We start from the raw sequence: 19,032 nt of genomic DNA, 5'->3' as shown, positions 1-19,032 counted from the left end.
GCCGCTTCTGCGACACTGCCCGCCGCGGCTACGCGGCCGCATGCTCAGTGGCCGCGGCCGGCATCACCGGCCTGGCTCTCACCCGGACCCCGGCCGCCGGGAGCGTCGCCGTCCTGCTGGCCGCCGGCGCACTGCCCCTGACCCGCAGCTTCGGCACCGTCTGGGTCAACAGTCACACCGTCGACGACACCCGGGCAACCGTGCACTCACTGCTGGCCCAGGCCGAATACGCTGGAAAGATCGCCTGCGGCCTCACCGTCGCGGCCGTCGCCGGCCACGTCGGGCCGCTACTCGCCCTGACCGGCTGCGCCGCCCTGCTCATGCTCGCGATAGTGATAGTCCAGCGCAGCGGCACACCCCCGCCCTGACCCGCACGGTAACGCCGTTCGCAAGCTCACGACCACGCCGAATGCGCGGCTGCTTCGCTCCATGCGGCGGCGCGAGGCGTCGGTTGGCCCGATTTCCTGGAAAGCGGAGTCTACGCAGCGAGTTCAGGGCTTCGATTTCTTGATGTCGGGGCCTCAGATGTGCGACGAGACCCCAACTTCCAGGACCTCAGCCCCTGACCCCGGCGACCCCAACTTCCAGGACCTCAGCCCCTGACCCCGGCGACCCCAACTTCCAGGACCTCAGCCCCTGACCCCGGCGGCGAGACCCCAACTTCCGTGAAATCGGTAGTCCCGGCCCTTGGCCCGTGACCCTCGGTCCCCGGCCCCGGCCACGGCCCGTCATTGAGTGACCGCCGGACCTGCGAGAGGTTCAGCGGAACCATGTGAATAAGTTACGAATTCCGGGCCACCGTCTCACATCACGAGCACAGTCCCGCTTTGTGGACAGTGCTTCCCCAAGCTTGGACACTCCCACTCCCGAGAACACGAAATGCCGCATAGTTCTCGAGCTGACAAGCGGCGCGGTTCAACTTTGTCGAGTTCGCGCTCGAATTGAGCACTAAATTTCCAAGATTCGCGGGGCGGGGCGGCGCGCAGGCGGGCGGGGCGGGGCGGGGCGAAGTTCACGAACCTTCCCTCGTCGGACGGCGGGTGGGCACGAGCCGACGCTGGTGCGGATGGGAGTCACGCGGGTGGGGGGCAGTGGTGGAGTGGGAGATCTGTTCGGTATCTCAGCTCGGGCAACGGGAAACCTCGGGCGTTGCCGGGCTTCGTGGTGCCGTCCGGGCGCCAGCCCGCTGCCTCGTAGAAGTGGCGGGCCCGCTCGTTGGTGTCCAGCACCCACAGCGTGGCCTCGCGGAAACCGAGGGCTGCGAGCCGATCTACCGCGGTGGCCATCAGCAGGCGGCCGCCGCCCCGGCCCCAGTGGCCGGGCGCCACGTAGATGGCCCAGACCTGGCCGGTCGTCGCCGGGTCGGCGGCGGGGTCGCGCGAGGCACCGACGCTCACGTAGCCGACCACGCCCTCCGCGGGGTCGTCCAGCACGAAGATGCCGCCGGCGTTCAGCGTCAGCCACTCCTGCCAGGTGCTGGTGCGCTCGGCGGGGTCGAGCGCGTCGAGGTGCGTCTGCGGCATCTTGCCTCGGTAGGCCTTCCGCCAGGATTCGATGTTCACCCGGGCCACCGCCTCGGCGTCCGCGAGGGTGGCGGTCCGCACTCGCACCGCGGGTCAGCCGGCGAAGCTCGCGACCGCGGCGATGATGCGGTCGGCGGGCAGAGGGGTGGACCAGTCGGGGCGGATGTCGGTGAAGCGGATCGTGCCGGCCCGGTCGGCCACGACCACGGCGGCGAACGGCAGGGTGCTGTGCCGGGCGCCCAGCACGGTGTCGGCGCCGGGGCAGCCGAAGCCGATGTTGAACGCGTCGATCAGCTGGTGCCGCGGGTCGGCGGCCACGAAGAAGCCCAGGTCGTGGCGGCGTTTGACCGCGGCCAGCCGGGACGGCACCTGCGGGCTGACCGCCACGAGGTGGGCACCGAGGTCCTCCAGGCCGGGCGCCAGCGTGTCTCGGTAGTGGGCCAGGGCCGCCTCGCAGGCCGGGGAACTCGCGTAGCGGACGAACGTCAGCACGATCGGGCCGGTCAGGCGCAATCGGTCCAGGCGGATCGGGCCCAGGTCGGCCTCCACCAGCTGCAGGGACGGCAGCCGGTCGCCCACGGCCACCATCCGGCTCCAGATCGCGTTGCGGTCGAGGAGGTGCCGGAACGCCTCGTCATCGACGCGTCGCAGGTCATGCACGGTCGTCATGTATTCACCATACCCTATTGAATGAGTAGGATATATAGATAGATTGTGAACGACTCGACGCCTATCTCCTATGGGTGAAGTAGGGATAGGCTCGGGGCATGACCGAGCAGCAGCAGTTTCGGATCGGAGTGGTCTTTCCGCAGAACGCGCTGGCCGACGACGTGGGGGCGGTGCGCGCGTTCGGCCAGGCCGCCGACGATCTCGGCTATCACCACGTCCGGGTGGCCGATCACGTGGTCGGGGCCGATCCGGCCGCGCATCCGGGCTGGTCCCGGCCCTACGACGTGGACACCCGGATCCGGGAGCCGTTCGTGCTGTTCGGCTTCCTGGCCGGGGTCACCTCGCTCGAACTGGTCAGCAGCGTGATCATCCTGGCGCAGCGGCAGACCGCGCTGGTCGCCAAGCAGGCGGCCGAGGTCGACCTGCTGACCGGTGGCCGGTTCCGGCTCGGCATCGGGGTGGGGTGGAACGAGGTCGAGTTCGAGGCGCTCGGGCTGGACTTCGCCAACCGCGGCCGGCGCTACGACGAGCAGATCGGGCTGCTCCGGCGTTACTGGACCGAGCGGTCGATCACCCACCGGGGCGAGTTCGAGTCGGTCACCGGGGCCGGCATCGTGCCGCTCCCGGTGCAGCGGCCGATCCCACTCTGGTTCGGGGCGCAGTCGCCGCCGGCCTACCGGCGCGCGGGGCGGCTCGGCGACGGCTGGTTCCCGCAGGTCCAGCCGGGGCCGGAGCTCGACGCGGCCAAGCAGATCGTCGACCGGGCCGCCGTCGACGCCGGCCGTGACCCGGCGACGCTCGGCCTGGAGGGCGGCATCCTCTGGGACGGCTCGCCGGACGCGGTCGCCGCCTCCGCCAAGGAGTGGCAGGCGGCGGGAGCCACTCACGTCGCGGTCAACACCGCACGGTCGGGTCTGTCCGCCGTGGACGAGCACATCGACGCCCTGACCCGCTCGGCCGACGCCCTCGCACTCAAACGCCCGGCCTGACCCACATGTTCATGGCAGCAGAAGCCGATGGGACTGACCCGAAGCCGGAAGCGACCGCCCGAACAACCGAGGCGGCCGGGTTCGAAATGTCCGCCGTGGACGAGCACATCGACGCCCTCGAACTCAAGCAGCCGGCCTGACCCGGAGGTAGATCCGCATGTTCCTGGCAGTGGAAATCGATGGGGCCGGCGCGAAGCCGGAAGCCGCCGCCCGGGCCGCCGAGGCGGCCGGGTTCGCCCTGGTCACGCTGGCCGACTCGCCGCTGCCGCCGCCGGGCGGCGGCAGTCGGGTCGAGGCCGGGGTCCGGGCCGCGTTCCTGGCCCGGCGCACCAGCCGGATCGGGCTCGCGCCCACCCTGCACGTCACCGTCACCGAGCCGTTCCACCTGGCCACCCAGCTGGCGTCGCTCGACCACGCCTCGCTCGGGCGGGCCGGCTGGGTGATCGGCGCCGACAACAGCGCGGCCGCCCTGGCCACCATCGGCGGGCGACCGCTGACCGCCGACGGGCTGCGCCGCGAGGTCGCCGACGTGGTCGACGTGGCCCGGAAGCTCTGGGACTCCTGGGAGGACGACGCGGTCATCCGGGACACCGGCACCGGCCGGTTCCTCGACGCCGACCGGGTGCACCACGTCAACTACAGCGGAGCCCGGTTCAGCATCACCGGGCCGCTGATCACGCCGCGGCCGCCGCAGGGGCAGGTGGTGGTGCTGGGCGCCGACACGCTCGGCATCACCGGGCGGCTCGACGTCGCCCTGGTCGCCGCGCCGGCCCTCGACGAGATCGCCGACCGGGCGCACCAGGCGCGGACCGACGGCGCACCGCTGGTCTTCGCCGAGCTCGACCTGTCGCTCGGTGAAGACCGACCAGCGGGAGCGGAACAGCCGGCCGGAACGGACCGGTCGGGTGGGCTCGACGCGGTCACGTCCTGGGGTGCGCCGGAACGGCTTCGGTATGCCGGGGGCGAGGACGGCCTTCGGGGGCTGCTCGATCGGCTGGGCGGAATTGTCGACGGGGTCCGCGTACACCCGACGGAACTTGATGTTGATCTGCCGCGCCTGATCGCGGTGACCGGGCCGGCGCCGGCCGGTGGGCCCACCCTGCGCGAGACGCTCGGGCTCGCCCGGCCCGTGAATCAGTTCGCCACCGCCCGTTAGGGGACCTGTCATGCCGCACCTGCACCTCGGCGTCTTCTTCACCGGGGTCGGCCCGCAGCTGCTGTGGACCGAACCGGATTTCGCCGCGCACACCCACATCGACACGTTCATCGCCACCGTCAAGACCCTCGAACGTGGGCTGTTCGACGCGTTCTTCCTGGGTGAAGGCCTGCGGGTCCGGGAGAACCGGGGGCGCGTCTACGACCTGGACGTGGCCGGCCGGCCGGATGCGATCACCCAGCTGGCGGCGCTGGCCGCCGAGACCGAGCGGATCGGGCTGGTCGCCACCCAGAACACCACCTACAACTTCCCGGCCGACCTGGCCCGGCGACTCGCGTCGCTCGACCTGATCAGCGGCGGCCGGGCCGGCTGGAACATCGTGACCACCGACAACGCCTGGACCGGGGAGAATTTCCGGAACGGCGGGTGGCTGGCGCACGAGCGGCGTTACGAGCGGGCCGGGCAGTTCGTCGAGGCGGCGAAGGCGCTCTGGGCGGGCGGAACCGTGGAGCGGCACACCGATCTGGTCGACTTCACCGCGACCTCGACCGTGCCGGGGACGCGCCCGGTGCTGTTCCAGGCCGGTGACTCGGACGGTGGCCGTGACCTGGCCGCCCGGCACGCCGACGTGGTCTTCTCCGCCAACACCGACTACGACAAGGCCGTGGCCTACGCCGCTGACCTGCGCAAACGGCTCGCTTCCTACGGGCGGTCGGCCGACTCGCTGCGCATCCTGCCCGGAGCTTCGGTGGTGCTCGGCGACACCCCGGCCGAGGCGGCCGAGAAGGCCAGGTGGATCGAGCGCGAGCAGACCACCGGGCCGCGCGCGCTGGCGTTTCTCGAGCAATATTGGGGCAAAGACCTTTCCGGGTACGATCCGGACGGCCCGCTGCCCGACATCGAGCCGTCCGACGGCGAGTTGGATCCGTCCCGCGGCACCATCCCGATCGAGTTCCGCACCGGCAAACTCGAACGTATCGCCGGGTGGCGGCGGCTCGGCCTCTCCATCCGGGAAACGGTCGTCAAGGTCAACCCGCGGCACAGCTCGTTCGTCGGCACGCCCGGCCAGATCGCCGACGAGTGGGCCCGCTACGTGACCACCCGCGCGGTGGACGGCTTCAACATCCTGCCGCAGCGGCTGCCCGGCACGGTCGAGGACATCGTCGACAAGCTGGTGCCGGAGCTGCAGGAACGCGGCGTCTACCGCACCGCCTACGAGGGCACGACGCTGCGCGAGCACCTGGAGCTGCCGTGACCCGCACCCTGGCCACGGTGGCCGGGGCCGGTGGCTATCCCGGACCGTACGAGCTGGCCCTCGATCCGGCTCGCTCCACGCTGGACACCGCGAAACTCGTGGCCCGGCGGGCCGAGGACGCCCGGATCGACGCACTGTTCGTGCCGGACCTGCTGGTCTTCGGGGCGCAGGGCACGATCGGCGCGCAGGAGCCGCTGATCTTCGTGGCGGCGCTCAGCCAGGTCACCTCGAAGGCCGGGCTGATCGCCACCGTCTCCACCACGTTCCACCACCCGTTCAACCTGGCCCGCCTCTTCGGCACGCTCGACCACGTGAGCAACGGCCGGGCCGCCTGGAACCTGGTCACCTCGTCGATCGGCGAGCAGAACTTCGGCTCGGGCGAGCTCCCCACGCCCGAGCAGCGCTACGCCCGGGCGGCCGAGTCCCTCGACGTGGTGAACGCGCTCTGGGACAGCTGGCAGCCCGGCGCGCTGCAAGCCGGGCCGGACGGCCGGGCCGTGCTCGACCCGGCACTGATCAAGCCGATCGACCACATCGGCGAGTTCTTCGCGGTCGAGGGCCCGCTCAACATCCCGCCGCTGCCGCAGCGCCGGCCGGTGCTCATCCAGGCCGGGCAGTCCGCGGCCGGCATCGCGCTGGGCGCCAAGTACGCCGAGGTCGTCTTCACCGCGCTGCCGACCCTCGCCGACGCGCACGAGTTCACCGGCCGGATCCGCGGCCAGGCCGCCGCCCACGGCCGGGCGGGCGGCCTGCCGCTGATCTTCAGTTCGTTCCACGCCACCTACGGCGCGACCGAGGCCGAGGCGCAACGGCTGGTCCGGGAACGGCTGGAGCAGATCGACTACGCGAAGGGCCGGGCGCTGGTGGCCGACATGCTGGGCGGCGGGATCGACCTGTCGGCGGCCGCGCTGGATCGGCCGCTGCCGGAGAGCCTGCTGCCGGACATCAGCGCGATCAACCGGCGGCGTGGCCGCGCCGAGATCTTCAGCCGGCTGATCCGCGAGGGGCGCACGCTGCGCGAACTGATTCAGGCCGCCCAGGACACCGGCCACTGGTCGGTGGCCGGCACCCCGGAACAGCTGGCCGACGCGGTGCAGGAACGCTTCGACGCCGGTGTGCTGGACGTGCTGTCGCTGGGCGGCCTGCACGACGACCGCCAGCACGACTTCGTGGTCAACGGCCTGCTCCACGAGCTGCGCAAGCGCCGCATCGTCAAGGACGACTACCGCGGCGCCACGCTGCGCGAAAACCTCGGGTTGCCGGCGCTCAGCTGAAGTAGTGCCCCTGCTTGACGTCCTCGATCAGGCCGGGCCGGGTCGGCTGCCATCCGACCAGGTCGCGGGTGATCTGCGCGGAGGCCGGGCCGTCGAACCCCCAGAAGCCGCCGAGGAACCCGACGTAGCCGCCGATCTCCTCGGGCGGCACGGAAACCGCGGGAACATCGAGGCGTACGGCGATGATCTCGGCGATCTCCCGGACGGGTACGCCTTCGTCGCCGACGGCGTGCAGCACCGATCCGGCCGGCGCGGCTTCGAGTGCGAGCCGGAATAACCGCGCGGCGTCGTCGCGGTGCACGGACGGCCAGCGGTTGGCGCCGTCGCCGACGTAGGCCGAGGCGCCCTTGGCCCGCGCCGACCCGATCACCGCCGGGATGAAGCCGTTGTCGCCGACGCCGTGCGTGGCCGGGGGCAGCCGGACCACCGACGAGCGAATCCCGCGCTCGGCCAGCGCCAGCGTGTAGTTGGCGTTGTCGATCCGCCCGTTCGCGCCGCTGATCGGGACGGTGCCGCCGGCGTCGGGGACGGCGAGCCCGTCGCGCTCGGTGGCGACCACGCCCGGCGGGAGGCCGAGCACGCCGAGGATGCCGGAGGCGAGGACGAACGGCTTGTCGGTGCCGGCCAGGGCCGCGCCGAACGTCTCGATCGCCGCCCGGTCGGCGGCGGTGGCGCCCGCGAAGTCGCCGGCGAACGCGATGTCGTGCTTGAACGCCAGGTGGACCACGCCGTCGGCGGCGACCGCGGCGTCGCGCAGCACGTCGAGGTCGTCGAGCGAACCGGCGACGACCTCGGCCCCGGCGGCCCGCAGCGCGGCGGCCGCGGTCTCGGATCGGGCCAGCCCGGTGACCTCATGACCGGCGCCGATCAGGTCGGGGACGAGCCCGCGGCCGACCCAGCCCGATGCTCCGGTGACGAATACCCGCATGATGCCTCCGATTTCTAGTACGACCGTACAAGGAATTAGCGTAGAACGATCGTGCTAGAAATGCCAAGTGGCCGGACGACCGATCAATCACCAGCGACGACAGGAGCTGCTCGACGCCGCCGTCGGGTTCGCCGCCGAGCACGGGTTCGCCGAGGTGTCCTGGCGGACGGTCGCGGCCGCCGTCGGGGTGTCCCCGACGACGCTGGTGCACCATTTCGGCACCAAGGAGCAGATGCTCGAGGCCATCCTCGGCCGGCTGCGCGAGCGCATGTTCGCGGCGACCCGCGACCCGTCCGGCGAGCGTCCCGGCTTGGCGGCCGAGGCCCGCGCGGCCTGGGCCCGGGCCGCCGACCCACGGCGCGAGCCGGAGTTCCGGCTGTTCTTCGCGGTCTACGGGAGCGCGCTGCAGGCCCCGCAACAGTTCGCCGACTTCCTCGACCACGCGGTCACCTATTGGATGGTCGCCCTGATCGAGGCCCAGAAAGACGAGGCCGACCCGGCGACCGCGGTGCGCCGGGCCACCCTGGTGATCGCGACGATCCGCGGGCTACTGCTCGACCTGCTGACGACCGGCGACCGGGCCCGGGTCCAGGAGACGGCCGAGGCTTTCTTCGACACGCTCGAAGAGACTCTCGAACGGCCGCCCATCCATTGACGGGTTTCCATAAGTTTGTTTACGATTCCGTAACCTCTTGACAACGTTGTCACGGACTCGTGAAACGGCAGGTCCATCGATGCGCCTGAAATCCTCGCTCGCCGTCCTCCTGTTGACCACTGGTCTGGCCACTGCTGTCGCCTCCCCGGCGACCGCGGCGGCCGGCGACTTCAGTACCGGCTTTGAGGCCGGGCAACCCGCACTCACCTGGGAAAACAGTGTCGAAGCCAGCTCCGGGGTCGGTGGCTACTGCTGCGGGCTGACCTCGATGGAGACCGGGCCGCGCGCCGAGGTCGCGCACAGTGGCGGGTCGGCGCTGATGTACTCGGGCAGCGACACCAGCGCCACCACGTCGTACTCCTATAACCGGCTCTTTGATGTTGATATCCCGGTGACCGCGTCCAGCACCCTGTCCTACTGGATCTATCCGCAGTCGGGTGGGCATCTCGACGTCGCGATCGACCTGGTCTTCACCGACGGCAGCCATCTGCGTGACTCCGGCGCGGTGGACCAGAACGGCGTGCGGCTGCACCCGACCTTTCAGGGCAACGGCTCGGTGCTCGGCTTCGACCGGTGGAACTACGTCACGTCGGCGATCGGGGACTACGTCGCCGGGCGGACCGTCGACCGGATCCTGATCGGCTACGACCAGCCCGCCAACACCGGCACGTTCCGCGGGTTCGTCGACGACCTCGCGATCGCCGCCAGTGCGCCGGCCACCCGGCTGTCCGATCTGGTCGACACCCGCCGCGGCTCCAACTCGGACTCCAGCTACTCGCGCGGCAACACGTTCCCGGGCACCACCGTGCCGAACGGCTTCAACTTCTGGACGCCGATCACCAACGGCAACACTGACAGCTGGCTATACCAGTACAGCTCGGCCACCGTGCAGGGGTTCGGCGTCAGCCACGAGCCCAGCCCGTGGATCGGCGACTACGGGCAGCTGCAGGTCATGCCGATGACCGGCACGGTGAAGACCACCCCGGACGCCCGGAAGTCGACGTTCAGCCACACCAATGAGGTGGCCAACGCGCACTACTACAGGACCCAGCTCGACACGTACGGGATCACCGCCGAGATGACGCCCACCGACCACGCCGGGGTGCTGCGCTTCCAGTACCCGGCCACCTCGGACGCGGTCATCGTCTTCGACACGATCGACAAGGTCGGCGGCTCGATCAGCGTCGACACCGCGGCCCGCACGATCACCGGCTACCTCGACCACAAGGGACCGCGGCTCTACTTCGCGGCGACCGTCGACAAGGCCATCGCCGCCACCGGCAGCGTCACCGGGCAGGGTGTGACGAGTTGGATCCGCTTCGCCACCGCGGCGAACGAGCAGGTCACCCTCAAGATGGCGACCTCTTACATGAGCGTCGCGCAGGCCACCGCGAATCTCGCCCAGGAGGTCGGGACGAAAAGCTTTGATGCCGTACGCGAGGAGGCCGCGGCCCTCTGGGATTCCGCCCTCGGCAAGGTAAGCATCGAGGGTGCGTCCGCGGATCGGTTGACCACGTTCTACTCGAACATGTACCGCGCCTTCATGTACCCGAACAACATGTCGGAGATGGTGGGCGGGGTCCGCAAATACTTCAGCCCCTACGACAACGCCGTGCACGACGGGCAGATGTACGTCAACAACGGGTTCTGGGACACCGCGAGGGCCGTCTGGCCGCTCTATTCGCTGCTCTCCCCCACCCGTACCGGAGAAATGCTGGACGGCTTCGTCAATGCGTACAAGAACGGGGGTTGGACTGCTCGTTGGTCGGGCCCGGGATATATCGACATCATGGTCGGCACCAACCAGGACCTGGCCTTCGCCGATGCGTATCTGAAGGGCGTCCGGAACTTCGACTACCAGGCCGCGTACGCGTCGATGGTGAAGAACGCGAGCGTCTGGTCCGGTTCCGGGTCGAAGGGCCGCAAGGCGATCGAGGTGTCCACGTTCAAGCATTACGTGCCGTCGGACGTGCTCGGCGAATCGGCATCGTGGACGCTCGAGGACGCCAACAACAACTTCGGCATCGCGCAGCTCGGCCGGGCGCTCGGGAAGACCGAGGACGCCGACTACTTCCAGAACCGGGCCCTCGACTACGCCAACCTCTATTCGTCGTCGGTCGGTTTCTTCCGTGGTAAGCAGAGCAACGGCACCTGGCGTACGGCCGACTCGGCGTTCCTGCCGAACGCGTGGGGTTACGAATTCACCGAGGGCGCGCCCTGGCATTACGCGACCCCGGCCCCGCAGGACCCGCAGGGCATGGCCAACCTGTACGGCGGCCGCGCCCAGCTATCCGCGAAGATCGACTCGGTGTTCGCGGCGCCCCGCGATTACAACGTCGGCGGTTACGGCGGCGTCATCCACGAGATGCGCGAGGCCTACGACACCAACATGGGCCAGTACGCGCACCCGAACGAACCGATCCACCACATGCTCTACATGTACAACTACGCCGGCACCCCGTCGAAGACCCAGACCCGGGTCCGCGACGTGCTGACCAAGCTGTACGGCTCGGGCGCCGGCAACGGCGGCGGCTACCTCGGCGACGAGGACAACGGCCAGATGTCGGCGTGGTACGTGTTCAGCGCGCTCGGCTTCTACCCGGCGCGGATGGGCAGCACCGACTACACGATCGGCGCGCCGCTCAACCCGAAGGCCACGGTCAACCTGGAGAACGGCCGCAGCTTCACGGTCGAGGCGCCCGCCGTCAGCGACACCAACCGCTACATCCAGAGCGCCACGCTGAACGGTGCCACCTATACCAAGAACTACCTGACCCACGCCGACCTGCTGGCCGGCGGCACCCTGAGCTTCGTGATGGGCCCGTCCCCGTCCGCCTGGGGTTCCGGCACCGACGACGTGCCCCCGTCGATTACCACTGGCAGTACCACCCCGCGGCCGCTGACCGACCGCCTGACCGGCGGCACACTGACCGCGAGCGGCGAGAACGCCCCGAACGAGGCCCGCGCCGCCGCCGCCGACGACACGTCCCTGACCAAATGGCTGACCTTCACCAACACCGCCACCTTGGAGTACGCCCTGCCGGCCACCGCCGCGGTGCAGCAGTACACGCTGACCTCGGCCAATGACGTCCCCGGCCGGGACCCGCAGAGCTGGACGCTGCAGGGCTCCACCAACGGCACGACGTGGACCACCCTGGACACCCGCACCGGCATCGACTTCAGCGACCGCCGCCAGACCAGGGCCTTCGTGATCCCCAACAGCACGGCCTACGCGCGCTACCGCCTGCAGATCACCGCCAACCACGGCGCGGCCGAGACCCAGCTGGCCGAATGGGAGCTGCTGGCCTGATCGTTCCCCGGGGTGCGGCGACGCCCGCCGCACCCCGGTGTCCCGGTTTCCGCGGTGTTACGGCAAAGGTCAGGCTGATAATACGAATTAGCTTTCTGCTAATACCTATTACTTCTTGACTTCATGTTCGGGCGGCCCACACCATGTGAGCCACACCGAGCTAATGCGTATCACTGCAGGAAAACCAGGAGGACCGGTGGCGCGACGCGTGACCCAGCAGGACATCGCCCGGATGACCGGCGTCAGCCAGGCCACGGTGTCGCTGGTGCTCAACGGGCGGGACGACGGCGACGTGCGGATCGCGCCGGAGACCCGCGATCGGGTGCTGGAGGCGATCCGCACCACCGGCTACGTGGCCGACCCGATCGCCCGCCGGCTCGCCGAGAAGCACAACCGCATCCTGGGTGTCTTCACCTACGAGTCGGTGTTCCCGGCCGGGATGGGCGACTTCTACCACCCGTTCCTGGTCGGCATCGAGGAGTGCGCCGAGCGGGTCGGCTGCGACCTGTTGCTGTTCACCAGCGCGCCGGTCGTGGACGGCCGGCGCCGCATCTTCCACCAGGACAACCGGCTGCGGCTGGCCGACGGCTGCATCCTGCTCGGCCAGTGGCTCGACCCGGCCGAGCTGGCCCGGCTGCTCGCCGAGGGGCAGCCGTTCGTCAGTGTCGGCCGGCGCGACGACGCCGGCGGTCCGGTCCCCTACGTGGGCGCCGACTACCCGGGGGCCACCGCGGCCCAGGTGCGGGCGGCCGTCGCGCTAGGACACCGCCGGCTGGTCTACGTGGGCGAGGGCGACACCGGACCGGAGTCGCACGCCGACCGCTGGCGAGGCTTCGCGGAAGCGGCCGGCCCCGAGGGCAGCCGCCTGGCCGGGCCCGACCTGGACGCCGTCCTCGCCGAGGAGAAGACCTGCGTGTTCGTGGAGGAGTTCGCCGACGGCGTGGCGCTGGCCCAGCACGCGGCCGAGCGTGGCCTGCGCGTTCCGGAGGATCTGTCCATCGTGGCGCTCGGCGATCCCACCCGCAGCGCCCCGACCGACCTCGACTTCACCGGGTTCCGGATCCCGCGGCGGGAGATGGGCTGGCAGGCGGTCGAGGTGCTGTCGGCGGTCCTCGAAGGCCGGCCCGGCGAGCAGCGAATACTCCCCTGCGAGCCGGTGGCCGGCTGCACGCTGGCGGTGGCGCGTGCGTGAGCTGCGGGCCGACGTGGTCGTCATCGGCGGCGGGCTCGGCGGGGTGGCGGCCGCGCTCGCCGCGCTGCGGGCCGGGCGCTCGGTGCTGCTGACCGAGGAGTTCGCGTGGCTCGGCGGCCAGTTGACGAGCCAGGCCGTGCCGCCCGACGAGCACACCTGGGTCGAACAGTTCGGAGTCACCGCCAGCTACCGGGCGTTGCGGGACGGAATCCGCGACTACTACCGGTCGCACTACCCGCTCACCCAGCGTGCCCGGGACACCCGCTGGCTCAACCCCGGCGCGGGACACGTGAGCCGGCTCTGCCACGAGCCGCGGGTCGCGGTCGCGGTGATCGAGGCGATGCTCGCGCCCTACCGAAGCGAAGGGCGGCTGACCGTGCTGCAGCCGGCCGTCCCGGTGGCGGCAGAGACCGACGGCGATCGGGTTACGTCGGTGACCGTCCGGACAGCCGACCAATTACGAGTGCTGACCGCCCCGTACATCCTGGACGCCACCGAGACCGGCGAACTGCTGCCGCTGACCGGCACCGAATACGTCACCGGTTTCGAGTCGGCCGAGGAGACCGGCGAGCCGAGCGCCCCCGACCGCGCCGATCCGACCAACATGCAGGCGTTCTCGGTCTGCTTCGCGGTCGACCACGTGGACGGCGACCACACCGTCGACCGCCCGGCGGCGTACGACTTCTGGCGCGACTACCGGCCATCGTTCTGGGGGGCCAGGATGCTCTCCTGGCAGACCCCGAACCCGCGCACGCTCGAGCTGTCCACCCGCAGCTTCACCCCCAACCCCGGCGACGACCCGTGGCTGGTGCAGGCCGATCAGCGCCGCAACCCGGGCGACGGCAACCTGTGGACGTTCCGCCGGATCGCCGCCCGGCGCAACTTCGTCGACGGCGCCTACGAGAGCGACATCTGCCTGGTCAACTGGCCGATGATCGACTACTTCGAGGCCCCGATCGTCGACGTGCCCGACGCAGGGACGCATATAAAGCGGGCGCGCGACCTCTCCAAGAGTGTTCTCTACTGGCTGCAGACCGAGGCACCGCGCGCGGACGGCGGCACCGGCTTCCCGGGGCTGCGGTTGCGCGGGGATGTGACCGGCGGAGCCGACGGCTTGGCGATGGCTCCCTACATCCGCGAGGGCCGCCGGATCCGGGCCGAGTACACGATCGTCGAGCAGGACCTCTCCCTCGCGGTCCGCGGCGACAAGGGCGCGGTGTTGCACCCCGACTCGATCGGCGTCGGCATGTACCGCATCGACCTGCACCCGTCCACCGGCGGCGACAACTACATCGACGTCGGCTCCTGTCCCTTCGAGATCCCGCTCGGCGCGCTCCTGCCGCAGCGGATGGAAAACCTGCTCCCGGCCGGCAAGAACATCGGCACCACGCACATCACCAACGGATCCCACCGGCTGCACCCGGTCGAGTGGAACGTCGGCGAGGTGGCGGGCGCGCTCGCCGCCTTCTGCCTGGACCGCGGGTGCTCCCCGCGCGCGGTCCGCAGCAACCCGGCCCTGCTGGCCGATTTTCAGCAACGCCTGACCACCGACGGCGTCGAGCTGCGCTGGCCCGACATCAGCGGTTACTGAAAGGACTCCCCCATGAAGCTGAGGGCGGCCATCGCCTCGATAGTCCTGCTGGTTTCGGTTGCGGCCTGCGGTGGCGCTGAACAAGGCCCCGTCACGCTGCGAATGACGACATGGTCGGCGAACGAGGCACACGTCCGGCTGTTCAATCAGATAGCGGCCGACTACATCAAGGCCCACCCCGACGTCACGATCAAGTTCGACGCGCTGCCGGTCGACACGTACACGACCACGCTGACCACCCAGATCGCCGGCGGCAACGCCCCCGACCTGGCCTGGATCCTGGAAGGCTCGGCCCCCGACTTCGTCTCGTCCGGCGCGCTCGCCCCGGTCGACGACGCGATCGAGAACCCGTCCGAACTCGCGCCGAGCGCCACCGCCCTGTGGAAGCAGGACGGCAAACTCATCGCGTACCCGTTCTCGACCTCGCCGTTCGGGGTTTTCGTCAACACCGATCTGCTGACGCAGGCCGGCCAGAAGCTCCCCACCGGAGCCGACTGGACCTGGGACAACGCGATCGCGGTGGCGGCCGCGACCGCCGCCAAGACCGGCAAGCAGGGCCTGGTCCCGCGCGACTTCGACTACAAGGACTGGACCAACCTCGCGCCGATCTTCGACGGCTGGGGCGCCCAGGCCTGGTCGGACGACGGCAAGACGTGCGGCTTCGACCAGCAGCCGATGATCGACGCGATGACCTTCATCCACCAGGCGATCTTCACCAGGAAGGCGATCCCCGGGCCGGGCGTGGCGGCCGACTTCTTCGCCGGCGAATCGGCGATGACGATCACCCAGATCTCCCGGGCCTCGCTGCTCAAGGACGGCAAGTTCACATGGGCGCTGGTCCCGCTGCCGGCCGGCCCGAAGGGCACCTACTCGGTCATCGGCCAGGGCGGGGTCGGCGTCCTCAAGCAGGGCAAACACGTCGACGCGGCCAAGGACTTCCTGAAGTTCTTCACCGGCGACGCCAACTCGGCCAAGCTCGCCCAGTTCTTCCCGCCGCCGCGCACCCCGCAGCTCACCGCGGACACCCTGGCCAGGTCCAACCCGCTGCTCAGCAAGGAACAGCTGCAGAGCGTGGTGATCGACGGCATCGCGAACGGCGTGGTCAAGCCGAGTCACGCCAACAACGCCCAGATCAGCCAGGCGGTCCGGGCCGCCCTCGACCCGCTGTGGACGGCCGACGCCGAGGTCCCCGCGGTGCTCAAGGGCGTGTGCACCGCGATCCAGCCGGTTCTGGCCAAATGACAAGAGCAATCAAACGACAGGACCGGCTGACCGCGTACGCGTTCATCGCACCGCAGTTGGCCGGGACGGTCGCCTTCGTCCTCATCCCGCTCGTGCTGGTGGCCTGGTACAGCCTGCACGAGTGGAACGTGCTCGCGAACACGTTCACGTTCAGCGGCGTGGACAACTACCGGCAGCTGGCCGAGGATCCCACCGTGCCCCGGGTGTTGCGGGCGACGCTGCTCTTCTCGGCCGGCCTGGTGATCGTCAACCTCAGCCTGGCGCTGCTGCTGGCCGTGCTGCTCAACCAGAAACTGCGCGGCACCACCGTCTTCCGGGTGCTGTTCTTCTCGCCGGTGGTGGTGTCGCTGGTCGCCTGGACGATCGTGTGGCGGTTCATGCTGCAGGACAACGGCGGCATCAACTCGTTCCTGGACGCCGTGGGGCTCGACGGCCCGAACTGGCTGCGCTCCGGCGGCACCGCGATGGCCGCCGTGATCGTGGTCCAGGTGCTCAAGAACGTCGGCCTCAACATGGTGCTGTTCCTGGCCGCACTCCAGGGCGTGCCGCCGGAGCTCTACGAGGCGGCGCGCACCGACGGCGCGAACGCGTGGACCGTCTTCCGCCGGATCACCCTGCCGCTGATCAGCCCGACCATCCTGCTCACCTCGATCATTACGGTGGTCGGGTCGCTGCAGGTCTTCGCGCAGATCGCCGTCCTCACCGAGGGCGGGCCGGGCACCTCGACAACGGTGCTCGTCTACTACCTCTACCAGCAGGCGTTCCAGTTCCACGCGTTCGGCTACGGCGCCACCCTGTCGGTGCTGCTGTTCCTCATCGTGCTCGCGCTCACCGTCGTCCAGTGGCAGCTTCGCAAGAGATGGGTCTTCCATGAGAGCTAAGACCACGGCGTACGGAATCCTGCTCGTGCTTTGTGTGCCCTTTGTCTTTCCGACCTGGTGGATGGTGACCAGCTCGCTGAAGCCGAACGCCGACATCTTCGGCCGGAGCCTGTGGCCGAGTCACGTGTCGTTCGCGGCCTGGCACGACGTCTTCACCATGCAGCCGTTCGCCCGGCAGTACCTCAACAGCGCCTACATCGCGGTCGTGGTCACGCTCGGCACGCTGGTGGTGGCGTCGATGGCCGGCTACGCGTTCGCCCGGATCCGCTTCCGCGGGCAGAACGCGCTGTTCCTGGTCGTGCTGTCCGGCCTGCTGATCCCGAGCGAGGTGACGATCGTCCCGCTGTTCCGGATCTTCAACTCGCTCGGCCTGATCGACACCCACTGGCCGCTGATCCTGGTGCCGATCTTCGGCGCGCCCAGCGTGCTGGCCACCTTCATCATGCGGCAGTTCTTCATCACGCTGCCGGTGGAGCTGGAGGAGGCCGCCCGCATGGACGGCCTCACCCGCGCTGCCATCTTTCGTCGTATCGCCCTGCCACTGGCCCGCCCGGCGCTGGGCGCGGTCGCCATCTTCACGTTCCTGACCAGCTGGAACCTCTACCTGGAACCGATCGTCTACCTGTCCAGCAAGTCGATGTTCACGCTCCCCCAGGCCCTGACCCAGTTCACCGACCCCTACCAGGGGCAGCTCTGGAACGTCCAGCTGTCGGCGGCGTCGATGACCGCGATCCCGGTCCTGATCGTCTTCGTGATAGCCCAGCGGCAGTTCATCGAGGGCCTGGCCCACACCGGCCTGAAGGGTTAGTCCGTGTCGCCGGCGTTGTCGACGATGGCCATCTTGCGGTAGATCACCTGGCGGAACAGGTCGCCCTTGTGGGCGTAGGTGGTGCCGTCGTCCGCCTTCCGGACCTTGTCCTTCACCGCGACCATGCGGTCCCCGATCAGGCTGTAGGTGTCCTTGTCGAAGAGCAACTCCCGGGACAGGTAACCCTCGATCACCTCGCCGAGCCCGATCGCCGGGCGGCCGTCCAGGTTGACCGCGTCCGGGTTGACCTTCATCCCCGGCTGCTGGGCGAGGTAGCGGAAGATCGCCGCCTTCACGTCCGGCGGCAGGACGTACTGGCCGGCCAGCGCCCACGGCTCCGCCATCACGCCGCCCTCGGGATTCTTGAGGTAGGCGTCGATCGCGGCCGGGCTGGTCAGCTTGACCACCTGCGACCACGGGACGAAGGCCCGGTAGCCGTTGTTCTCGCCCTGGTGGCTCACCTCGAGCTTGCCGTTGTGCTTCCCGGCCCAGACGTATCCGTCGATCCGGTTCCACTCCTGGACCGTGCGGTACTGCGCCTTGCCGGGCAGCAGCGAGCCGTTCGGGTGCTCCTGCTCGTACCCGGGCTGGTTGCGCATCTCCAGGGTCTCGACATACATGAACTGGGTCGGGGCCGGGTCCACCCAGATCTCCTGCTCGGCGGTCCAGGCCGCATTCTCCAGGACCTGGGCCGCGCTGACCGGCTTGAGATAGGGCAGCGCCTTCGCCGGGGCGGCCGATGACGGTCCGATCGCCGAGGGCGGCACCGGGCTGCTGCCGTTGCCGATCGCCAGGACCGTGACCACCGCAGCCGCGGTGGCGGCGACCGGGATGCTCAGCCACCAGGAGGGCCGGCGCCGGGCCGGGGCCGGGTTGGCGATCCGGTTCTGCAGGGCGTGCCGGGCGCGCTGCTCCGCGTCGAGCGACGGCTCGGCCGGGTCGAAGGTCTCGTGCAGGATGCTGATCTCGTCCATCATTCGTCCACCTCGATCTCGGCGCCGAGCGCCTGCCGCATCTCTTGTCGTGCCCGGTGCAGCCGGGACCTGGCCGTGCCCGCCGGGATACCCAGCGCGAGCGCGGCTTCCTGCTGGTTGAGCCCGGCCCACGCGACCAGGAGCAGCACCGCGCGCACCGGCTCCGGCAGCCGGGCCAGGGCCGCGGCCAGCGTGGGACGCACGGCCGCGGCGTCCAGCCGGCCGGCCACCGCGTCGTCGTGCTCGGTGTCGCCGACCTCCTGGCCGCCGGCCCGGGCCAGCGCCCGGTAGCGCCGCGACTCGGCCCGGACGTGCCGGGCGACCAGGTTGGACGCGATCCCGTAGAGCCAGGGTCGTGCGTCGCCGCGGGTCACGTCGTAGCTGTGCCGCCGGTCGAAGGCGGTCAGGAAGGTCTCCGACGCCACGTCCTCGGCCAGATCGGGGCCGAGCCGGCGGGAAACGTACCCGTAAATGTTGCGATAGTGCCGGTCGAAGATCGCCGTGAACAATTCCGGCGCCAGCTTTGCCCGTTCGATGAGATGGGCGTCGGTGTCGGTGCTCAACTGCGTCGCCATCTCACCACCG

The 19,032-nt window shown here is 70.0% G+C and carries 18 protein-coding genes; 13 read left to right on the top strand and 5 right to left on the bottom strand.

Features of this window, described 5'->3' with window-relative positions:
• Positions 1 to 368: hypothetical protein (locus tag Adu01nite_RS40585; protein WP_203734676.1), on the top strand; the 368-nt coding region annotated here is incomplete at its 5' end.
• Between the two features lie 705 nt (positions 369 to 1,073).
• Here the strand turns inward: Adu01nite_RS40585 and Adu01nite_RS40580 are convergent.
• Both Adu01nite_RS40580 and Adu01nite_RS40575 read right to left on the bottom strand, forming a co-directional pair.
• Positions 1,074 to 1,610 (bottom strand): GNAT family N-acetyltransferase, encoded by a 537-nt coding sequence (locus Adu01nite_RS40580; protein WP_203734675.1) that lies wholly within the window; start codon positions 1,608 to 1,610, stop codon positions 1,074 to 1,076.
• Positions 1,611 to 1,616: 6 nt separating this feature from the next.
• Positions 1,617 to 2,192: a redoxin domain-containing protein gene (locus tag Adu01nite_RS40575; protein WP_203734674.1), complete on the bottom strand. Its 576-nt coding sequence runs from the start codon at positions 2,190 to 2,192 to the stop codon at positions 1,617 to 1,619.
• Positions 2,193 to 2,290: 98 nt separating this feature from the next.
• Here Adu01nite_RS40575 and Adu01nite_RS40570 point away from each other — a divergent pair, with 98 nt between their 5' ends.
• From Adu01nite_RS40570 to Adu01nite_RS40555, 5 genes are read left to right on the top strand one after another with little or no spacing between them, the layout of a single operon-like run.
• Positions 2,291 to 3,181, top strand: a complete 891-nt coding sequence (locus Adu01nite_RS40570) for an LLM class F420-dependent oxidoreductase (protein ID WP_203734673.1) — start codon at positions 2,291 to 2,293, stop codon at positions 3,179 to 3,181.
• 11 nt (positions 3,182 to 3,192) lie between these two features.
• A complete protein-coding gene (locus Adu01nite_RS48670) occupies positions 3,193 to 3,321 on the top strand; it encodes a hypothetical protein (RefSeq protein WP_275414762.1) in 129 nt (42 codons plus the stop codon).
• 29 nt (positions 3,322 to 3,350) lie between these two features.
• Positions 3,351 to 4,337 carry an LLM class flavin-dependent oxidoreductase gene (locus Adu01nite_RS40565; protein ID WP_203734672.1) on the top strand — a complete coding sequence of 329 codons (987 nt, stop codon included), beginning with the start codon at positions 3,351 to 3,353 and terminating at the stop codon, positions 4,335 to 4,337.
• 10 nt (positions 4,338 to 4,347) lie between these two features.
• Complete coding sequence (locus Adu01nite_RS40560; RefSeq protein ID WP_203734671.1) at positions 4,348 to 5,592, top strand: LLM class flavin-dependent oxidoreductase; 1,245 nt, start codon at positions 4,348 to 4,350, stop codon at positions 5,590 to 5,592.
• The gene (locus Adu01nite_RS40555) at positions 5,589 to 6,866 is read left to right on the top strand and encodes an NtaA/DmoA family FMN-dependent monooxygenase (RefSeq protein WP_203734670.1); all 1,278 of its coding nucleotides are present in this window, start codon (positions 5,589 to 5,591) and stop codon (positions 6,864 to 6,866) included. The genes Adu01nite_RS40560 and Adu01nite_RS40555 overlap by 4 nt, the downstream gene beginning before the upstream one ends.
• On the opposite strand, the gene Adu01nite_RS40550 is transcribed toward Adu01nite_RS40555, so the two are convergent.
• Positions 6,859 to 7,794, bottom strand: coding sequence for an SDR family oxidoreductase (locus tag Adu01nite_RS40550; RefSeq protein ID WP_203734669.1), 936 nt, complete (start codon positions 7,792 to 7,794; stop codon positions 6,859 to 6,861). The two genes, Adu01nite_RS40555 and Adu01nite_RS40550, sit on opposite strands and share 8 nt — an antisense overlap.
• Before the next feature lie 67 nt (positions 7,795 to 7,861).
• Between Adu01nite_RS40550 and Adu01nite_RS40545 the strand changes: the two genes are divergently transcribed.
• The 7 genes from Adu01nite_RS40545 (at position 7,862) to Adu01nite_RS40515 (ending at position 17,473) form a co-directional block, all read left to right on the top strand.
• The gene (locus tag Adu01nite_RS40545; protein ID WP_203734668.1) at positions 7,862 to 8,449 is read left to right on the top strand and encodes a TetR/AcrR family transcriptional regulator; all 588 of its coding nucleotides are present in this window, start codon (positions 7,862 to 7,864) and stop codon (positions 8,447 to 8,449) included.
• A 79-nt stretch (positions 8,450 to 8,528) separates the two neighbouring features.
• Positions 8,529 to 11,759 (top strand): GH92 family glycosyl hydrolase, encoded by a 3,231-nt coding sequence (locus Adu01nite_RS40540; protein WP_203734667.1) that lies wholly within the window; start codon positions 8,529 to 8,531, stop codon positions 11,757 to 11,759.
• 196 nt (positions 11,760 to 11,955) lie between these two features.
• Positions 11,956 to 12,951, top strand: coding sequence for a LacI family DNA-binding transcriptional regulator (locus Adu01nite_RS40535; RefSeq protein ID WP_239133091.1), 996 nt, complete (start codon positions 11,956 to 11,958; stop codon positions 12,949 to 12,951).
• Positions 12,944 to 14,542, top strand: a complete 1,599-nt coding sequence (locus Adu01nite_RS40530) for an FAD-dependent oxidoreductase (RefSeq protein WP_203734666.1) — start codon at positions 12,944 to 12,946, stop codon at positions 14,540 to 14,542. The genes Adu01nite_RS40535 and Adu01nite_RS40530 overlap by 8 nt, the downstream gene beginning before the upstream one ends.
• 102 nt (positions 14,543 to 14,644) lie before the next feature.
• On the top strand, positions 14,645 to 15,784 hold the full coding sequence (locus Adu01nite_RS40525) for an extracellular solute-binding protein (protein WP_239133090.1): 1,140 nt from the start codon (positions 14,645 to 14,647) through the stop codon (positions 15,782 to 15,784).
• A complete protein-coding gene (locus tag Adu01nite_RS40520; RefSeq protein WP_203734664.1) occupies positions 15,781 to 16,665 on the top strand; it encodes a carbohydrate ABC transporter permease in 885 nt (294 codons plus the stop codon). Before Adu01nite_RS40525 ends, Adu01nite_RS40520 begins: the two co-directional genes overlap by 4 nt.
• Positions 16,655 to 17,473, top strand: a complete 819-nt coding sequence (locus Adu01nite_RS40515; protein WP_203734663.1) for a carbohydrate ABC transporter permease — start codon at positions 16,655 to 16,657, stop codon at positions 17,471 to 17,473. Before Adu01nite_RS40520 ends, Adu01nite_RS40515 begins: the two co-directional genes overlap by 11 nt.
• On the opposite strand, the gene Adu01nite_RS40510 is transcribed toward Adu01nite_RS40515, so the two are convergent.
• Positions 17,470 to 18,450 carry a CU044_5270 family protein gene (locus Adu01nite_RS40510; RefSeq protein ID WP_203734662.1) on the bottom strand — a complete coding sequence of 327 codons (981 nt, stop codon included), beginning with the start codon at positions 18,448 to 18,450 and terminating at the stop codon, positions 17,470 to 17,472. The two genes, Adu01nite_RS40515 and Adu01nite_RS40510, sit on opposite strands and share 4 nt — an antisense overlap.
• Positions 18,447 to 19,022, bottom strand: a complete 576-nt coding sequence (locus tag Adu01nite_RS40505) for an RNA polymerase sigma factor (RefSeq protein WP_203734661.1) — start codon at positions 19,020 to 19,022, stop codon at positions 18,447 to 18,449. The genes Adu01nite_RS40510 and Adu01nite_RS40505 overlap by 4 nt, the downstream gene beginning before the upstream one ends.
• Between the last annotated feature and the right edge of the window lie 10 nt (positions 19,023 to 19,032).

The organism is Paractinoplanes durhamensis (assembly GCF_016862175.1).
Lineage (GTDB): Bacteria > Actinomycetota > Actinomycetes > Mycobacteriales > Micromonosporaceae > Actinoplanes > Actinoplanes durhamensis.
This window is presented reverse-complemented; position numbering and strand designations above follow the sequence as displayed.

Excerpts from the sequence above, each read along its gene's own strand:
- Adu01nite_RS40575 (WP_203734674.1), bottom strand. The coding sequence starts at position 2,192 with ATGACGACCGTGCATGACCTGCGACGCGTCGATGACGAGGCGTTCCGG.
- Adu01nite_RS40510 (WP_203734662.1), bottom strand. The coding sequence starts at position 18,450 with ATGATGGACGAGATCAGCATCCTGCACGAGACCTTCGACCCGGCCGAG.
- Adu01nite_RS40520 (WP_203734664.1), top strand. The coding sequence starts at position 15,781 with ATGACAAGAGCAATCAAACGACAGGACCGGCTGACCGCGTACGCGTTC.
- Adu01nite_RS48670 (WP_275414762.1), top strand. The coding sequence starts at position 3,193 with ATGGCAGCAGAAGCCGATGGGACTGACCCGAAGCCGGAAGCGACCGCC.
- Adu01nite_RS40505 (WP_203734661.1), bottom strand. The coding sequence starts at position 19,022 with ATGGCGACGCAGTTGAGCACCGACACCGACGCCCATCTCATCGAACGG.
- Adu01nite_RS40560 (WP_203734671.1), top strand. The coding sequence starts at position 4,348 with ATGCCGCACCTGCACCTCGGCGTCTTCTTCACCGGGGTCGGCCCGCAG.
- Adu01nite_RS40515 (WP_203734663.1), top strand. The coding sequence starts at position 16,655 with ATGAGAGCTAAGACCACGGCGTACGGAATCCTGCTCGTGCTTTGTGTG.
- Adu01nite_RS40570 (WP_203734673.1), top strand. The coding sequence starts at position 2,291 with ATGACCGAGCAGCAGCAGTTTCGGATCGGAGTGGTCTTTCCGCAGAAC.
- Adu01nite_RS40525 (WP_239133090.1), top strand. The coding sequence starts at position 14,645 with ATGACGACATGGTCGGCGAACGAGGCACACGTCCGGCTGTTCAATCAG.
- Adu01nite_RS40540 (WP_203734667.1), top strand. The coding sequence starts at position 8,529 with ATGCGCCTGAAATCCTCGCTCGCCGTCCTCCTGTTGACCACTGGTCTG.
- Adu01nite_RS40550 (WP_203734669.1), bottom strand. The coding sequence starts at position 7,794 with ATGCGGGTATTCGTCACCGGAGCATCGGGCTGGGTCGGCCGCGGGCTC.